The sequence below is a fragment of the Marivirga lumbricoides genome (assembly GCF_014636295.1).
Taxonomy (GTDB): Bacteria; Bacteroidota; Bacteroidia; order Cytophagales; family Cyclobacteriaceae; genus Marivirga; species Marivirga lumbricoides.
The window spans coordinates 86,836-102,847 of record NZ_BMEC01000015.1; the positions used below are offsets into that span (position 1 = coordinate 86,836).

12 protein-coding genes are annotated in these 16,012 nt (G+C 36.6%); 4 read left to right on the forward strand and 8 right to left on the reverse strand.

Features of this window, described 5'->3' with window-relative positions:
- Window positions 1-12: 12 nt before the first annotated feature.
- From IEV85_RS20810 to IEV85_RS20820, 3 genes are read right to left on the reverse strand one after another with little or no spacing between them, the layout of a single operon-like run.
- Entirely contained in the window at window positions 13-234 is a 222-nt protein-coding gene (locus IEV85_RS20810) for an AtpZ/AtpI family protein (RefSeq protein WP_188467198.1), read from the reverse strand.
- A complete protein-coding gene (locus IEV85_RS20815) occupies window positions 191-637 on the reverse strand; it encodes a bactofilin family protein (protein ID WP_188467199.1) in 447 nt (148 codons plus the stop codon). Before IEV85_RS20815 ends, IEV85_RS20810 begins: the two co-directional genes overlap by 44 nt.
- Window positions 638-652: 15 nt before the next feature.
- Window positions 653-1,504 carry a M23 family metallopeptidase gene (locus IEV85_RS20820; protein WP_229712677.1) on the reverse strand — a complete coding sequence of 284 codons (852 nt, stop codon included), beginning with the start codon at window positions 1,502-1,504 and terminating at the stop codon, window positions 653-655.
- A 162-nt stretch (window positions 1,505-1,666) separates the two neighbouring features.
- On the opposite strand from IEV85_RS20820, the gene porW reads away from it, so the two are divergent.
- From porW to IEV85_RS20840, 4 genes are all read left to right on the forward strand, one after another.
- Window positions 1,667-4,222 (forward strand): type IX secretion system periplasmic lipoprotein PorW/SprE, encoded by a 2,556-nt coding sequence (gene porW, locus IEV85_RS20825; protein WP_188467201.1) that lies wholly within the window; start codon window positions 1,667-1,669, stop codon window positions 4,220-4,222.
- On the forward strand, window positions 4,219-6,513 hold the full coding sequence (locus IEV85_RS20830; RefSeq protein WP_188467202.1) for a penicillin-binding protein 1A: 2,295 nt from the start codon (window positions 4,219-4,221) through the stop codon (window positions 6,511-6,513). The genes porW and IEV85_RS20830 overlap by 4 nt, the downstream gene beginning before the upstream one ends.
- Before the next feature lie 126 nt (window positions 6,514-6,639).
- Complete coding sequence (uvrC, locus tag IEV85_RS20835; protein ID WP_188467203.1) at window positions 6,640-8,454, forward strand: excinuclease ABC subunit UvrC; 1,815 nt, start codon at window positions 6,640-6,642, stop codon at window positions 8,452-8,454.
- Window positions 8,455-8,594: 140 nt separating this feature from the next.
- On the forward strand, window positions 8,595-10,205 hold the full coding sequence (locus IEV85_RS20840) for an IS1634 family transposase (protein WP_188467204.1): 1,611 nt from the start codon (window positions 8,595-8,597) through the stop codon (window positions 10,203-10,205).
- A 156-nt stretch (window positions 10,206-10,361) separates the two neighbouring features.
- Here IEV85_RS20840 and porN read toward each other — a convergent pair whose 3' ends face one another.
- The 5 genes from porN to IEV85_RS20865 form a co-directional block, all read right to left on the reverse strand.
- Window positions 10,362-11,255, reverse strand: coding sequence for a type IX secretion system ring subunit PorN/GldN (gene porN / locus IEV85_RS20845; RefSeq protein WP_188467205.1), 894 nt, complete (start codon window positions 11,253-11,255; stop codon window positions 10,362-10,364).
- Between the two features lie 19 nt (window positions 11,256-11,274).
- Window positions 11,275-12,858, reverse strand: coding sequence for a type IX secretion system motor protein PorM/GldM (gene porM / locus IEV85_RS20850; RefSeq protein WP_188467206.1), 1,584 nt, complete (start codon window positions 12,856-12,858; stop codon window positions 11,275-11,277).
- A 28-nt stretch (window positions 12,859-12,886) separates the two neighbouring features.
- A complete protein-coding gene (porL, locus tag IEV85_RS20855) occupies window positions 12,887-13,696 on the reverse strand; it encodes a type IX secretion system motor protein PorL/GldL (protein ID WP_188467207.1) in 810 nt (269 codons plus the stop codon).
- 62 nt (window positions 13,697-13,758) lie between these two features.
- Window positions 13,759-14,796 (reverse strand): T9SS ring complex lipoprotein PorK/GldK, encoded by a 1,038-nt coding sequence (gene porK / locus IEV85_RS20860; RefSeq protein ID WP_188467208.1) that lies wholly within the window; start codon window positions 14,794-14,796, stop codon window positions 13,759-13,761.
- A 170-nt stretch (window positions 14,797-14,966) separates the two neighbouring features.
- Window positions 14,967-15,923, reverse strand: coding sequence for a PorP/SprF family type IX secretion system membrane protein (locus IEV85_RS20865; protein WP_188467209.1), 957 nt, complete (start codon window positions 15,921-15,923; stop codon window positions 14,967-14,969).
- Between the last annotated feature and the right edge of the window lie 89 nt (window positions 15,924-16,012).

The window sequence follows — 16,012 nt, forward strand, 5'->3', positions numbered from 1 at the left end:
CATTGAAATTGTTCAAACAAATTCTCTTATCACCTGGTAAAGAGAAACTCCAATACCTATTAAAGAAAATATAATGAGGTTTACAGGTGTGGTCTTATCGTACCACTCGTCTAGTTTATATCCTATAAAAACAAAAATGCCGATCGTGGCCAGCATTTGAAATGCGAGACCGGAATATTTTATATAAGAATCAAACTGCTTTTGCTTCTTTGATTTTTGGGGTTGCTTGGCCATTGCTATCCTTAACTGCTTCTTCTCCTATTTTAATAGTTTTTGTTGATACTCCCATTTTACATGACCCGTTAAAAGTAGCACCTGACTCCACAATCATTTTATTAGTAATAATATCACCATGCACAACTGCAGAAGGCTTTAATACTAAAAGCTCAGTAATTTCCACAATTCCTTTTACTTCTCCTTCAATTTCAGCATTCTGTGAGAGTACATTTCCCTCAATATGAGAAGTGCTCCCTAGTACTAATTTAGATTTGGTTTTAATATTTCCCATCACCTTTCCATCAATACGTATATTGCCGAAAGTTTCGATATCTCCATTTATTGTAGTCCCTTTTCCAACAGTATTACTTGAACTAGTTATATCCTGTGCCATTATTTTGTCTTGTTTCTTATTAAACATCTCGTTTCCCTTTTTTTAAAATGTTATAAATTCCTCAGGGTCTACCGGGTTACCATTGTACCATAGTTCTAAATGAACATGAGGACCTGAAGTTAGTTCCCCGGAATTACCAATTATTGAAATTACCTCTCCTGCATTCACGAAATTACCAACTTTTTTTAATAAAGCAGAATTATGTCTTATTACGGAGATTAAATTTGCTCTATGCTGTACGGCAATTACATAGCCACCTTCCTGTGTCCAGGATGAAAGTATAACGGTGCCATCGGCAATAGATTTTACCGGCTCATTATTTTTTGCAACAATATCTACCCCGTAATGATCAATTGATAAATCGTAAGGGGAACTTACTATTCCCTGCAAAGGGGTAAAAAAGAAAATATCTTTCAGCTCTTCCGAATAATTATTTCTGTTGTAGCTTGTTAGAGAAACCTCAATCTGTTCAAATTCCTCTCTTATTAATGAGTCTCCTTCAGAGATTTTAGCAGGGTTCATATCCCTGTTAAGACCTTCAGCATTAATATTATCTGGCGTTTTGTATACAGAACCAGAAGGGACATCTCCGTTCAAAATGTTTTGAAAATTATTAATAAATCTATCCTGAGCACGAAGCTTTCCTTTTAAGGAGTCCAACTCTGTAGTAAGTGTTAAAAGCTGACGGTTATACTCCATTGTTTGATGCCTGGGATCAAACCATTGAGAAAGTACGGTTTGAGCAAGAAAAAGACCAGCAATAAAAAGTAAAATGAAGAGCAATAAACTTATAACTATTACCTTTGCATAGGTAAAGTTAAAAGAAGAGACTTCCGCGAGGTTTTCTTCGTTTCTCACTACCATTTGGTAACGTGTAGTGAGCCAATTAGACATTGTTTTTCTTATGCGCAAGGTTAATTTTATTTATTTTGAGCAAATTTACATAATATCGATCAGTCTCAACAGTAAAATTATATGAATCATGCAATTTAGTCGTTTATACTCTCTGTGAAAACAATTTTATATCAATATCGAGTCCTCATCTATCTCCTTATTATGGCAGCGTCTGCCTGCTCTCCGGCCAATACCGGTGTTACAAGCTATGCTTATCATAATGTTACGGCAAAATTCAACGCTTATTTTATTGCAAAAGAAAAATTAGATGAAGTTTTACTGGAAATTAACAATGCCCATATACATAACTTTAATAAAACGCTGAAAGTATTTGCCCCTATTGATACTAATGTGGTAAATGCTAATGAAGAAAAAATTGCTGATATAATTAAAAAAGCATCTATTGCTATTCAAAGACACAAAGTAAGTAAGTGGGTGGATGATAGTTATATTTTGGTAGGGATTGCCAGAATGCTTAATAGGGAATACGAAGAATCAATTGAGACATTAAAATATGTAAATGTTAACAGTAAAGATGATGCTACTAAGCATCTCGCCTTAATCAATTTAGTAAGAACATTTACTGAATATAATGAGCTAAATAATGCTCTTGCTGTAATAGACTATCTGAACAGACAAAAGCTGACGAAAGAAAATAAGCAAAAACTTTATTTAAATGCTGCTTATTTTTATCAAATCACTAACGATCCTAATAATGTAATAAAATATCTGAGCGCAGCAGTTGAACTCATGCCTAAGGGAGAGGAGAAAGCTAAAATCCATTATATATTAGCTCAACTTTTTCAAAAAGTAGGACTAGATGCAATGGCTTATGAAAATTACCAAAAAGTATTAAAAAACCAGCCTCCTTATGAATTCTCCTTCTACGCAAGATTAAATATCGCACAGGTAACAGAATTGAGTAAAGGAGCAGATGTTAAAAAAATAAGGAAGTACTTTGAGCAGCTTCTCAAGGATGGAAAAAATACGGAGTTCAGAGATAAGATTTATTATGAAATGGCTGAATTTGAAATGAAACAGTCCAATATCGACAAAGCTATACCTTATTATAAGTCTTCTATTCAGGAAAGTGTAAATAATCCGCGCCAGAAATCTTTTGCTTATCATAAACTGGGAGTTCTTTACTTCGACAAGCTCAAAGAATACCCTTTAGCAAAAGCTTATTATGACAGTGCTGCAAGCATAATGCCTCAGGATGAGGAAATTTATCCTCAGGTAGCCTCACGGCAAGCAGTATTAGAAGAATTCATTGAGCAAATAAATACCATAGAGGTAAATGACAGTTTATTACATTTAGCAACGCTTGACTCTGCCCAACTAGATAAAATATTTATTGGTGAAAGGGAAAAAAGAATTGCACTACAGAAGCAGGAGTTAAAACAGAGGCGTAAGGAGGAAAGGAATAAAGCATCGCTTAATCAACAAAATACCTTTGGCGCACCCTCATTTCAACAAACTACTGCTTCAAGTAATGGCAAGTTTTATTTCTATGATCCAACCACTGTGGCCTCAGGAAGAAATGAATTTAAAAGAGTATGGGGAGACCGCTCCCTGCAAGATAATTGGCGTACTAAACAAAATGTAATAACTCAGCAGCAAGCAAGCACTGAAGATCAAAATAATATTGCCAATGTCTCACAAGGCGATATTGCAGCACCAGCATCGGAAGAGGCCCAACTTTTGCAGGAGCGAAATACATTTTTTGCGAATATTCCTTTTTCGGAGGAGCAAAAAAGCACTCTTAATAAAGAAATTGAAGAGGCCTATTTTAAATTAGGAAATATTTACAATTTTGATTTAAAAGAGAAAAATGACGCTGTAGTAGCCTATACTACCCTTCTTAACCGGTATCCTTCCACAGAGCATAAGCCTGAAGTTCTATATTTACTTTACATCTATCATCAGGAAACTGATCCTGCTAAAGCAAAAACATATGCTAAAGAATTAACAACAAAATTCCCGGAAACTATTTATGCAAAGTTAATTTTGAACCCTAATTATCAGGAAGAAAGTAATTTAGCAAGTGCCAAAGTAAAACTAATATATGAAGATGCCTATAAAGCCTATAATGTAAATGACTTCAAAACGGCACTCTCACATATTGAAAGAGGCCTGCAGGAGTACCCGGAAAATGATTATGAAGATAACCTTAAGTTATTGGAGGCATTAATTATTGGCAAAACAGAGGGTAGAAATAATTATGTGTACAAGCTGCAACAGTTTATTAGTAACTATCCTGAAAGTGAGTTATTAGACTTTGCCAAGCAGCTTCTGGCTTCTGTTGACCAGCTGGAGAAAAAGCAGCGAGCAATGAATGAAATAAAATATGTTCCTTATTTTAAGCAGGCACATTACTTTGTTTTGCTTTACGAAAATAATAAGGCGATATCTACAATACTTCCAGGAGAAATAGAAGATTTTGCTAAAAAATTCTTCCCGAATGAGAACTTAAATGCAGGAAATCTTATTTTTGATGAGGATCATTCAATGATACTTTTAAGTGAATTTAAAGATAAAGAAACAGCAGAAGCATTTTATAAAAAATTTAATAGCGATTTATCACCTGTTAAAAATTTCAGCTCATTAAATTTTAGTAATTTTATAATATCTAAAGATAATTTTCAGATTTTTTATCAAGCTAAAATGCCGGATAGTTATAACGATTTCTTCAAAGAGAATTACAAACTCATACCATGACATCAGAAAAAAAGAAAAAATCACTGCTTAGAAAAGCAATTATAGCCCTGTGGGCAATATTTTTAGGCGGATTAGTCGCCATATTTATATTTATTTATTCCATCAGTATAAATTTCAATGGATGGTATGGGGAATTACCCAGCTTAAAATCGTTGGAAAATCCTAAAAGCGATTTATCATCCGTAATGTATTTTGCTGATAATGTAGAAATGGGAAAGTATTTCCGTTTTAACAGAAGCTCTATCACTTTTGACGAACTCTCTCCTAATGTTGTAGATGCACTAATTGCCACTGAGGACATTCGTTTTACAGAACATTCCGGCATTGATCTAAGAGGATTAGGCAGGGTGTTTTTTAAATCAGTGCTAATGTTTGACAAGAGCTCCGGAGGTGGGAGTACCATCACTCAGCAATTAGCCAAAATCCTATTTCGGACCAGAAGTGACCTTTCCAACGGCTCGTTAAATGATGTGCCAGGTTTGGGATTGGTAATAGCAAAAATGAAAGAGTGGATTGTTGCAGTGAAGCTGGAGCAGTCTTATACTAAAAAGGAAATTATAGCTATGTACCTTAATACATTCGAGTTCGGAAGCAATGCATTTGGTATTAAAACAGCTGCTAAAACTTTCTTCAATACCACTCCGGATCAATTGACAAAGCAACAGGCAGCCGTTTTAGTAGGGCTTTGTAAAAACCCTAACTTATTTAGCCCGGTATATCAACCGGAAAATGCATTTCATAGAAAAAATACCGTATTAGCGCAAATGCATAAGTATGGTTATATTGATGATGCTGCTTTTGATTCATTAAAGACTAAGCCAATCGAGCTGGATTACGATGTTCAAAACCAAAATGACGGTTTAGCTACTTACTTCAGAGGAACTATTTTATGGGATCTTCTTGCCTGGTCAAAAGAAAACGGATACGATTTGTATGAAGATGGTTTAAAAATTTATACAACCATCGATAGTCGTATGCAAAAATATGCAGAAGAGGCTGTAGAGAAACATATGGCTTATCAACAGAAATTATTTGATGAGCACTGGGCAGGCAAAAACCCATGGAGAGATGAAAAAGGAAACGAGATTAAAAATTTCCTAATCAATGAAGCTAAGAGAACTCAATACTATCGCTCCTTAAAAAAGAAATATGGAAATGATGAAGATGAGATCTTAAAAAAATTAAATGAACCTAAGCCAATGACTGTTTTTAGTTGGGATGGCGAAATAGATACAGTAATGAGTACTATGGATTCCATCAGATACTTCAAGAAGTTTCTGCATACTGGGTTTATGGCAATGGATCCTCACAATGGTCACATTAAAGCCTGGGTAGGAGGAATAAATTATAAATATTTTAAATATGACCACGTAAAACAGGGAAGAAGGCAGCCTGGGTCAACTTTTAAGCCTTTAGTATACGCAGCAGCAATTGATAATGGTTACTCCCCATGTTACCAAATTCAGGATGTACCCGTTACTTTTGAAGTAGTAGGTGACCCACCAACTTGGACACCAGCAAATTCTACAGGACAATATACAGGAGAGACCATGACTATCAGACAGGCTATGGCAAGATCATTAAATTCAGGAACAGCTTATGTGATGCGAAAAATAGGGCCTGAAACTGTGGTAAATTATGCAAAAAGATTGGGTGTGGAAAGTCCTCTTGAGGCAGTACCCTCACTCTGTTTGGGCACTTCGGATGTATCAGTATATGAATTAGTAGGTGCGTACAGTACTTTTGTTAATGAAGGTTTTTATACTAAGCCTTTTTACATTGATAGGATAGAGGACAAAAATGGTCGTGTTCTACAGCAGTTTGTTCCTAAAACAAATGAAGCCCTAAGTTCGGAAACGGCTTACGCCATGTTATATATGCTTAAAGGTGCCACTGAAATTTCAGGCGGTACTGCTTTAGGTTTGGATAGAGAGCTAAGGGTTGATAATGAAATAGGCGCAAAAACTGGTACCACGCAGAACTATTCTGATGGCTGGTTTATGGGGGTTACAAAAGATTTGGTAGCAGGAGCATGGGTAGGTGGAGACGACAGAAGTATTCACTTTAGGAACATCAGCCTAGGACAAGGAGCAAGAATGGCAATGCCTATATGGGAACTTTTTATGGAGAAAGTGTATGCCGATGAAGAACTGGGAATTACTAAAGGTGAGTTTAAAAGACCAGCTAATCTCTCAATTCAGTTGAATTGCGAAGAATACAACATGCAACAGATGAATTTATCTGACTCTGTAGAACAAGTGAACCAATTTGATGTAGATGGCATTCAATAAACAGAGAGGCCAAGGTTGATCTTCTCACATCACTAAAGTAGTTCTTCTTTATAAATTATAAGGAGGAACTACTATTAAAGCTCATAATTAAGAATTTGACCAAAGGTTAGAGTTACTATATTTTCTATGTATGAATCTCCCTTTTTTAAAACCAGCGAACTTCATTTACTGCCTCAAGCCCCAGGCGTATACAAATTTCATAATAGTGAAGGGATTGTTATTTATGTTGGTAAGGCTAAAAGCTTAAAAAACAGAGTCTCCAGTTATTTTAACCAGTCAAAAACACACAATAGAAAAACCCTCAAGCTAGTAAGGGAAATTCACAAAATAGAAATCTCCATAGTAAATTCAGAGTTTGATGCACTCTTATTGGAAAACTCCCTCATTAAGGAGCTTCAACCAAAATATAATATCTTACTTAAGGACGATAAATCTTTCCCTTATCTCTGTGTAACTAATGAGCCATTCCCGAGAATAATTGCTACCCGAAATAAAAATACCCGGAATGGCACTTACTTTGGTCCCTATGCCAGCGTGAGAGCTATGAATAATGTGCTTGAATTAATAAGAAAGCTATACACCATCAGAACGTGTAAGCTTTCTTTAACAGACCAAAATATTCAGGCCAATAAATTCAAAGTGTGTCTGGAATATCATATAGGCAATTGTAAAGGCCCCTGTGAAGGACTGCAAAATCAAAAAAGTTACAATAAAGATATATCCCTGGCGGAACAAATTCTCAGAGGTAACCTAAATATTCCTAAGCAATATTTCAGGGAACATATGGAGAGAGAGGCAGAACAATTTAATTTTGAAGAAGCTCAGAAATTTAAAGAAAAATTGGAGCTTCTGGAGAAATTCCAATCAAAATCACTGGTAGTAAATCCCAGACTTACCGATATTGATGTATGCACAATTATATCAGAGGAAAAATCAGCTTTTCTTAATTATATGAAAATTAAGAATGGTAGCATCATAGTAACTCATACTATAGAAATTAAGAAAAAACTTGAGGAAACCGATGAGGAGTTATTGCTAATGGGAATTATTGATCTTCAGCAACTCTATCAAAGTGAATCAAAAGAAATTCTGACTAATATTGAAGTAGAAAATATATTTAAAGAATTCCATACTATAACGCCACAGATTGGTGATAAAAAGAAGCTGGTTGAAATGAGCTTAAAAAATGCCCTGTTCTTTAAAAAGGAAAAGTTAAATCAAAATGAGTCAAGCAAGATTAAAGAACTTAGGGTGGTAAAGCAGCTTCAAGCAGATTTACAATTAAAAGATCTTCCTTTGCGAATTGAGTGTTTTGATAACTCTAACCTGGGGGGCACTAATCCGGTAGCCTCAATGGTGCATTTTAAAAATGGAAGGCCGGCTAAAAATGAATATCGGCATTACCATGTAAAAACCGTTGTTGGACCAGATGACTTTGCTTCAATGACTGAGATAGTAGGCCGTAGATATTCTCGCTTACAAAAAGAGAACCGTCCTATGCCCAATTTAATTGTGATTGATGGGGGAAAGGGACAACTTAATGCCGCTTGCATCGCTTTAAAAGAATTAAACCTTTACGGAGAAATTCCCATCATAGGCATAGCTAAAAGATTAGAAGAGATATATTTTCCAGGAGATCAATACCCTATTCACATTAGCAAAAAAAGTGAGTCGCTAAAGCTTTTACAGAGGTTACGAGATGAAGCGCATAGATTTGCCATAACTTTTCACCGTAATATTAGGAGTAAAAAAACTTTTGTAAGCGAACTTGAAGGGATTCAGGGAATCGGTGAAAAAACTATTGATGAACTACTATCCCACTTTAAATCCTTAACAAAAATTAAGAATGCCTCCTTTGAAGAGCTGAGTAAAGTTGTGGGAAACTCAAAGGCAGAAATTCTTGTCAGGTCATTGCAAAATAAAAAAGGAGAGTTGTCTTGAGTTTGACACGCTACTTTTAAAAGACTGTGATTAATGGAATTATTGAGTGATTTTTGATGCTTTTCAGGAATTTTGTATATCGAAAGACCTCTTGATTTTTTCTGTTTATTTGGAGAAATTTGCTGAATAATCGGTGATTTATGCCAAGTATCATTATCGATAAAAAGCCATCGGGAGAATATATTCGGATAGTGGAGTCCTACCGTGATGAGTTAGGCAAGCCGCGAAGCCGGACGCTTTTCAGTTTGGGCAGGGTTGACAGTTTTTCTCCTGAATCTCTTAAACGAATGGGGCAGCGGTTGTACCAGTTGGGAGGCGGAGATTTAAAAGACCTGCTTGGAGAGCAGGTAAAGGAAGAAGGAAGGTTCAATTACGGGTTTGTTTTAGTTTACCGGAAAATATTGTGCCATTTTGGTATTGACCGTATTTTGGAGCGTATCACCAAAAAGAAAAAACTTACATATTCGCTTGTGGATGTGGTTTTGCTGCTGCTTGTTGAACGCCTGAACGACCCATGTAGCAAACGAAGCAGCTTTTTCCATCAAAATGAATACTTAGGCCTCCCAGCCGTACCCTTGCAACACCTTTATAGGTGCCTAGACTATTTGGCTGACCATAATAAGCTTATCCAGCAAAGCATTTACCAGACAGGAAGAAACCTTTTTAACCAGCACCTTGATGTGGTCTTTTACGATGTGACCACTTTTTATTTTGATTCCGAACAGGAAGAAGAAGATGCCCTTCGTCAAAAAGGCTTCGGTAAAGACGGCAAGGTTGGCAAGACCCAAGTAGTATTTGGTATGCTCATAGATAAATACAAACAGCCGATCGGCTATCAACTCTACAAGGGCGACCAGTGGGAAGGCAAAACCTATGAAGATATGGTGGAGAGGCTGAAGAAGGAATACCTTATCGATGATATTATTCTGGTGGCAGACAGGGGAATGATCAATAAAGTCAATCTGGAAGCTACCTTGGAGAAGGGATATGAATTTATAATGGGCGAAAGGCTCAAGACATTGCCAAAGTCGGTTAAGGAAAAGTTGCTTAATCTTGAAGATTATAGGCACAACTGGACAAGCAGCTCATCGGACCCTATAAAGGTATCCTACACCGTAGTAGAATACCAGGACAGGAAAATTATAGGCACTTTTAGTCAAAAGCGTAAGGAAAAAGATCAAAAAGAGAGGGAAGATAAACTTATCAAAGCTGATAAACTACTCAAAAACCCTTCTCAATTAAAGAAAAAAGCCAGTCATTACTACCTGAAAAATACAGAAGGGGAAAAGTACGAGGTAGGTGATGAAAAAATAAAGAACAATGAAAAATATGATGGTATCCTTGCCATCGCTTATAATGCCAAAGGTATTACACACGAGCAGGCCCTCGACCATTATCACCATTTATATCAAATAGAACACAGCTTCAGAACATTCAAAAGTTACTTGGAAACAAGGCCTATGTTCCATTGGACCAACAAACGAATAGAGGGACATATTTGTCTGTGCTACATGGCCTACAGTCTTTTGAACAACCTTCAGCTAAGACTTGCAAAAAACGGTTCTAAACACAGCGAGCAAACAATCAGGGATCACCTATCAAAAATGCAAGTAAGCCTGGTAAACCAGGGAGGAAACCTCTTTTATCTGCGCTCCAGGAAAACCGAAATCAGCCAACAATTACTACAGGCAGTATCTGAAAAGGATTTGCCAGACCTCTTTCCTAAAGATCAGGTAACCAAATACTTGTAAATAATTGTATATCGAAAGCAAAATATTATTTATCTGTATATCAATATGTTAACTCAATATCGTGTCAAACTCAAGCAGAAATTCTTGTCAGGTCATTGCAAAATAAAAAAGGAGAGTTGTAACAACTCTCCTTTTTATTTTATAGATATTTAAATCTTAGTAAGACCATAATTCGTGCTCTTTCTCCATCAATTCATACTCCATCCATTGAGAAGCCAGAATGCCTTGTCTTGGAGACTCACTGTAAACATCAATTACAGCATCATCATTAGGGTTAGCTACTTTAATGATTCTTGCGTTAAATAATCTCAAAGCAAATGCATCAGCAAGATTCTTGTGAGCTGCACTATTTTGAGCATTAAACCAGATAGCTTCATCTGGCATACTTCTGAATAGTTTCACGAGATCTTTGTACTTAAATACTCCAACCTCTCTTAAAATTCCAGCAGTAAATTTCTCAGCAGGAATAACAAGTTTAATTGCTTGAATATCCCATACCAAAACAGACCTCTTTTTATCGAAAATCATATCTTCAATAATTTCAAGAACAGAAACGTCTCTAGGAGCAAATTTTGTATCTATAGGGCCTATGTCTGCTGAAGCTGTACTTTCATCTCCCCAACTATCTCCCCCGGAAGTGTCATCGCCACCAGTATCTCCCCAACCATCATCAGCGCCACCGCCCCAATCATCACCACCACCGCCTAACTGCTCATCCATACCTCTTAACTGAGGATTCTCAAGGTTAGTTAAAAACTCTTCCTTTGTTAACCTGGAGGTTAAAGAATCTGTAGCATAGATAGGTAATATACCTGCTTTTGCTGCATCAATAATTATCTTAGTAATTTCGTTGCCGCTAGCAAAAAAAGATTTATTCTGCTTCTCCTTCAAATCCATTCTACGCCAAACCCTCTTTTTGTACATCATATCATCTTCATGAATAGGATGCACAGAATTAGGATTAAAACCATCACTCTGAGACTCCTGTGCGACTACTGGCACTGAAAATAATGCCGGAAGTATCACAAATAAAAACACAAACTTTTTCATAACACAAATATTTAAATTCTTAATTAAGAGGTATTACTTCAGTAAATTCACCAATATTAACCTCTTCGGTATTTCCTCTGAAATTTCTTCTAAGCACCTGCACCACTTCTACTACCAACCTATCTCCTGGTCTTGCATCACCCATTAATTGAGAAAGGTTAACTGTCTCACTAGTAGCTTTGATTGGCTGGCCAATTGGTCTTGGGCCTCTTGCCAATCTGATAGTCCATTGAGTTACTTTGTACTGCGCATCATCAGGCAACTGTCTTTTGAAGTTGTCTTCTGCAATTGCAGCAGTTCTTAAAATTCTTAAAGCACTAATGCTTTCACCTTGTTTCTTATTAATTGGTTTAGAGCCATTATAAACTTCAACTGTTGGTTTAGGGATTCTTTGTACATCAAACTCAACATCTCCAATTTTATTGCCTCCTGAAGAAACCCCCAGCTTTACTTTAGGTGCATTTGGTACAATGGTTACCAATCCTATATCTTTTCCAGCTATTGACGAACCACCTGTTACACTGAAAGTAGGGCTATAGGAAGTCCCTAAAGCAGGAACAGCTACGTTTAATTTGTTACCACAGTTTAAGTATAAAGTACTTAATGAAGCAGATTGCACCTGAATTACAGGTTTTGCTACAAAGTACTCTATCTCATCTCTGTAAACACTGTCCTTTAATTTAGCAGTAGCAACATAAGTCTTTCTAACTAATCCGTCTTTATCATAGTTTCCCGGAGTTGCAGTGAATTCAATTTCTCCTTTACCTCCTGTTACAGGAATTGGTGCACCATCTCTAGTCATTTCAGGATCCTCTGCAGAAGAAGAAGCTGCTACAATCAATTGGGCTTTATATTTAGCTCCTGCAGCAACAATTTTAGATTCCGGTAAGGCAACCAAATTAATGTTGTCAAATTTCAAATCTGCTGCACCCACTTTTCTTGCCAATAAATCTAAAGCTCTTGCCTCATAAGCCATCACTTTATTTTGATAATCGCTTATTGTAGCCAAACCAGCAGGAGTAGGGGTATCCATAAACTCTAAAGTAGCCCAATCTTTACCTTTTTGGTTGGGATCATTTTTGAACCTCGGATTCTCGTCTGCATCTAAAGCCAAAGGTTGAAAAGATACTGCTGGATCTTTGACAGTATTATTTAGATATGTAGAATACTCATTTAATGACTGCTTAAGTGCTTCCCCATTGTTTTGATTCTCTGGCATCATATAGTTACCAACCATATCATAATCTGTTTTACCTAGAATCTCTCCATCCTCATTGTATCCTCCCGTGATCTCAATGAACTTATCTTTATAAGTGGAAAGTTCACTAACCATCGCTTGAGTTTTCTCTCTTATTTCTTTCGCTTTCTTAAGAATAGCAACATCTGCTGCTCTGTTTCCAGATTCCTCTACAGCATTTTCTATTCTCTTTACAGTATTATTATTCTGCTCCTTGGCAGCCTCTAAAGACACTTCAAGTGAGTTGTTTATGTCGATGAATTTGTCTAGTACCGTAACACTTACGTTCAATGCTAACAGGGCTGTTAACACCAGGTACATCATACCAATCATCTTCTGTCTTGGGGTTTCATTTCCTCCAGCCATAGATTTCTATTTAATAATTAACAATTAATTAACCCTTCATTGCAGAAAGCATATTTCCATATACTTTATTCAATTGGGATAGATTAGTTGTAAGGTTCTTAACTTCAGTTTTAAATTGCTCGGTATCTTTAGATGCCTGAGTCATATTCTCCATAGCCACAGAAAGGTTTGAATAGAATTTATTCATTGCTTTTACATGGTTCTGAGAATCCTGCAATTCCATTTCGTAAACCTGGTTTAAAGCTGATAGGTTTTTAGTAACTGCCTGTACTTGAGAATGATACTGTTTAGCGTCAACTGATGCATTTGACATTTCTGACATCGCCTTAACAGTGCTATCGTAAGACTTATTCATTTCTAATAACGATTTGCTAGCAATTTTCACATTGTTTGCATAATCATTTGTTGCAACTGCTGCACTGCTTAGGTTTGACATTTGCTTAGCTGACTCAGCCATGCTTTTCATCCCTTCACCTAAACTTTTAACCAAATCAGGTCCGATTTTACCGTCTTCTAAAACTTTATCTAATTGCTGTGCTGTTGAAGGTCCTCCAGTAGTAGTAGCAATTGCTTTTTTTCTAGGGGCGCCATCATAGTCTTCTGATAATTCAGGGTAAACTTTACTCCAATCAAGCTCCTCGTGCTTAGGTTCAAACGCACTTAAAAGGAATATAATTGCTTCAGTGGTAAGACCCACACCTAGCATTAAAGCTGCTCCCGGAAGGTGCAAAATTTTGAACATGGCACCGACAATTACGATTGCCGCACCAATCCCATAAACCTTAGGCATTATGGTAGTAAAAAGTAATTCCTGAAATCCGCCTTTCTTATTGCTCATGTTTGTAGATATTTAATGGTTAATGCTTTTTATAACTTTTAAATTTTTCTTAGATAATTTAATTAAAATTCTGAACCTGCTGATCTTCCTAAATAAGTCATAGCACATCTGAAACCTATATAAGCCCTTGTAGAATCCTTGTTTTCAAAGGCCCTGGTACCTGTCTCAAGATAATAAGCTATATCTTTCCATGAGCCACCTCTGATTACTTTTCTAGGCTCTGTCTCATCAAAGAACGTAGGGTTCAAATCCCACACTAATGGAACTGAAGCTGGATTATATGCATCTTCGCACCATTCAGATACGTTTCCTGACATATCATAAAGTCCAAAGTCATTTGCAAAATAAGCAGCGGTTGGTGCTGTATAGGCAAAACCATCATCAAAATAGTTACCTCTGCCAGGCTTAAAGTTTGCAAGCATACATCCTTTTGCATTTCTCACATAAGGATTACCCCAAGGATACTTAGCCATATCTCGTCCTCCTCTGGCAGCGTACTCCCATTCTGCTTCAGATGGTAACCTGAAGGCAGGCATAGGAAATTCCCCCAAAGACTCTCTGTAAGAGTTCAGATATTCTGTTCTCCATTTTGAGAAAACTTTTGCAGCTTCCCAGTCCACCCCAACAACCGGATAATCATCAAAAGCCGGATGCATATAATAATACTCCTGCATTGGATCTCCTAAATGATGGGTAAAATCTTTCATCCAGACAGTGGTATCAGGATACAACTCCGTTTTTATATAGTCATTACCTAATGTTGAAGCAGAATCTTCGAACATTCTGGTAATAAATTGACGGTACTCATTGTTCGTGATTTCGGTATCATCCATGTAGAATCCACCGATTGTTACTTGCCTGTTGAAGTTGATTTGCGAATGTGCAACATCCTCGTCAGCCTGGCCCATATGAAAAGTACCAGCGGGAACGGGAACCATTCCATAGGGTACGGACATATACCAGCCTTCCCGGCCTGCTACACCAACTAGCTCTCCCTGATCACCTGCTCCACCTCCAAAAAGACCACAGCCTTGAAGGAATAATGTAGCTACAAACACCAGTGATAGGCTTACATTTTTCAAAACACTTTTATTATTCATAACACCTATTTGTTTCAAACTAAACGCTAATATATTGCTATTTATTTATTTAACGTTTCACACCTTATTAATAAAACCCTCACTTGTAAGGTTTTATTGTATATTAAAGAAAATATAGAAATCTACTCACAATCTTCACAAAAAAGATATATTAAGCAAATATTTTACGATTAATGTCGGAATCTGGGCGTTCTTACTACCTTTTTACCCGATGTAGATATTGCAGGAAGCCTGTAGCTTAGCATCACTTCATGCGATGTTAAACTCTTTGCATCCTGCGCCACTACTGTATAATCAAAAGCATATCCAAACCTTAAAGAGTTCTCCTTAAAGAAACTGTATCCGGCCATTATTATTATAGCTTCTTGTTGCCTAAATGACAAACCACCCCAAATTTTATCTTTATAAGTGGCTATTGTTGAAATATCGAATGTGTAACTTGTAAATTCAGTTGACCTAACTAACACACTTGGCGTAACACTTACATCATAAGTAAGCGGAAAAGTATATCCCCCGGTAAAAATTAACTCTTGAGGGTAACTATTTCTTTCTGCATCAGAACCAAAACCAAAGTCGGCTTCTATCATATGATTAAAAGATACCCCTGCATAAAATTTCTCATGCTGAAAATGCAAGCCCATAGAAAAGTCTGGTCTTACTTCGGTGCCCTGAATATTTTCAACCACCTGGTCTTCATCATCAATAACGATATAGCCATCTTTATTAGTAGTGAGCGTTATAGCTCCAGCTCTAAAACCAATACTTAGTTTTGAATCTTTAATTCCTAAATGATATGCTCCCGATGCCTGAACATGAATAAAGTTCAAGTTTTGGACATCATCATTTAATACATAAAAACCAAAGCCACTATTGAGCCTGTTAATGGGAGAGGTAATAGAAAGCAATTGAGTATTGAGTGAATTGCCCAGGCCATTGGTAGCTGAATAACCTGCCCACTGGGTTCTGTGTAGAGCTGTAAGTTTCGTATAACCCTCCACTCCTGAGTAAGCCGGGTTATTATATATGTTATTAAACATATAGTGAGAAAACTGAGGACCTTGCCCCTTTGCTGCGGATGCAACAAATAGTATAAATACAAAAAATAATTTATGTATAGAGTGCTTCATTTTATAACGTTTAGTTTCAGGCAAACAATTTTCAAGTCCTGATTAGTTCTAAGAAACAAGGAGTATTATTCTTAAAAGTAAGTTAAGAA

Coding starts and splice junctions, on each gene's coding strand:
- porM (WP_188467206.1), bottom strand. CDS start 12,858: ATGGCTGGAGGAAATGAAACCCCAAGACAGAAGATGATTGGTATGATG.
- uvrC (WP_188467203.1), top strand. CDS start 6,640: ATGTATGAATCTCCCTTTTTTAAAACCAGCGAACTTCATTTACTGCCT.
- porL (WP_188467207.1), bottom strand. CDS start 13,696: ATGAGCAATAAGAAAGGCGGATTTCAGGAATTACTTTTTACTACCATA.
- porK (WP_188467208.1), bottom strand. CDS start 14,796: ATGAATAATAAAAGTGTTTTGAAAAATGTAAGCCTATCACTGGTGTTT.
- IEV85_RS20865 (WP_188467209.1), bottom strand. CDS start 15,923: ATGAAGCACTCTATACATAAATTATTTTTTGTATTTATACTATTTGTT.
- IEV85_RS20830 (WP_188467202.1), top strand. CDS start 4,219: ATGACATCAGAAAAAAAGAAAAAATCACTGCTTAGAAAAGCAATTATA.
- IEV85_RS20840 (WP_188467204.1), top strand. CDS start 8,595: ATGCCAAGTATCATTATCGATAAAAAGCCATCGGGAGAATATATTCGG.
- IEV85_RS20810 (WP_188467198.1), bottom strand. CDS start 234: ATGGCCAAGCAACCCCAAAAATCAAAGAAGCAAAAGCAGTTTGATTCT.
- porN (WP_188467205.1), bottom strand. CDS start 11,255: ATGAAAAAGTTTGTGTTTTTATTTGTGATACTTCCGGCATTATTTTCA.
- IEV85_RS20820 (WP_229712677.1), bottom strand. CDS start 1,504: ATGTCTAATTGGCTCACTACACGTTACCAAATGGTAGTGAGAAACGAA.
- porW (WP_188467201.1), top strand. CDS start 1,667: ATGGCAGCGTCTGCCTGCTCTCCGGCCAATACCGGTGTTACAAGCTAT.
- IEV85_RS20815 (WP_188467199.1), bottom strand. CDS start 637: ATGTTTAATAAGAAACAAGACAAAATAATGGCACAGGATATAACTAGT.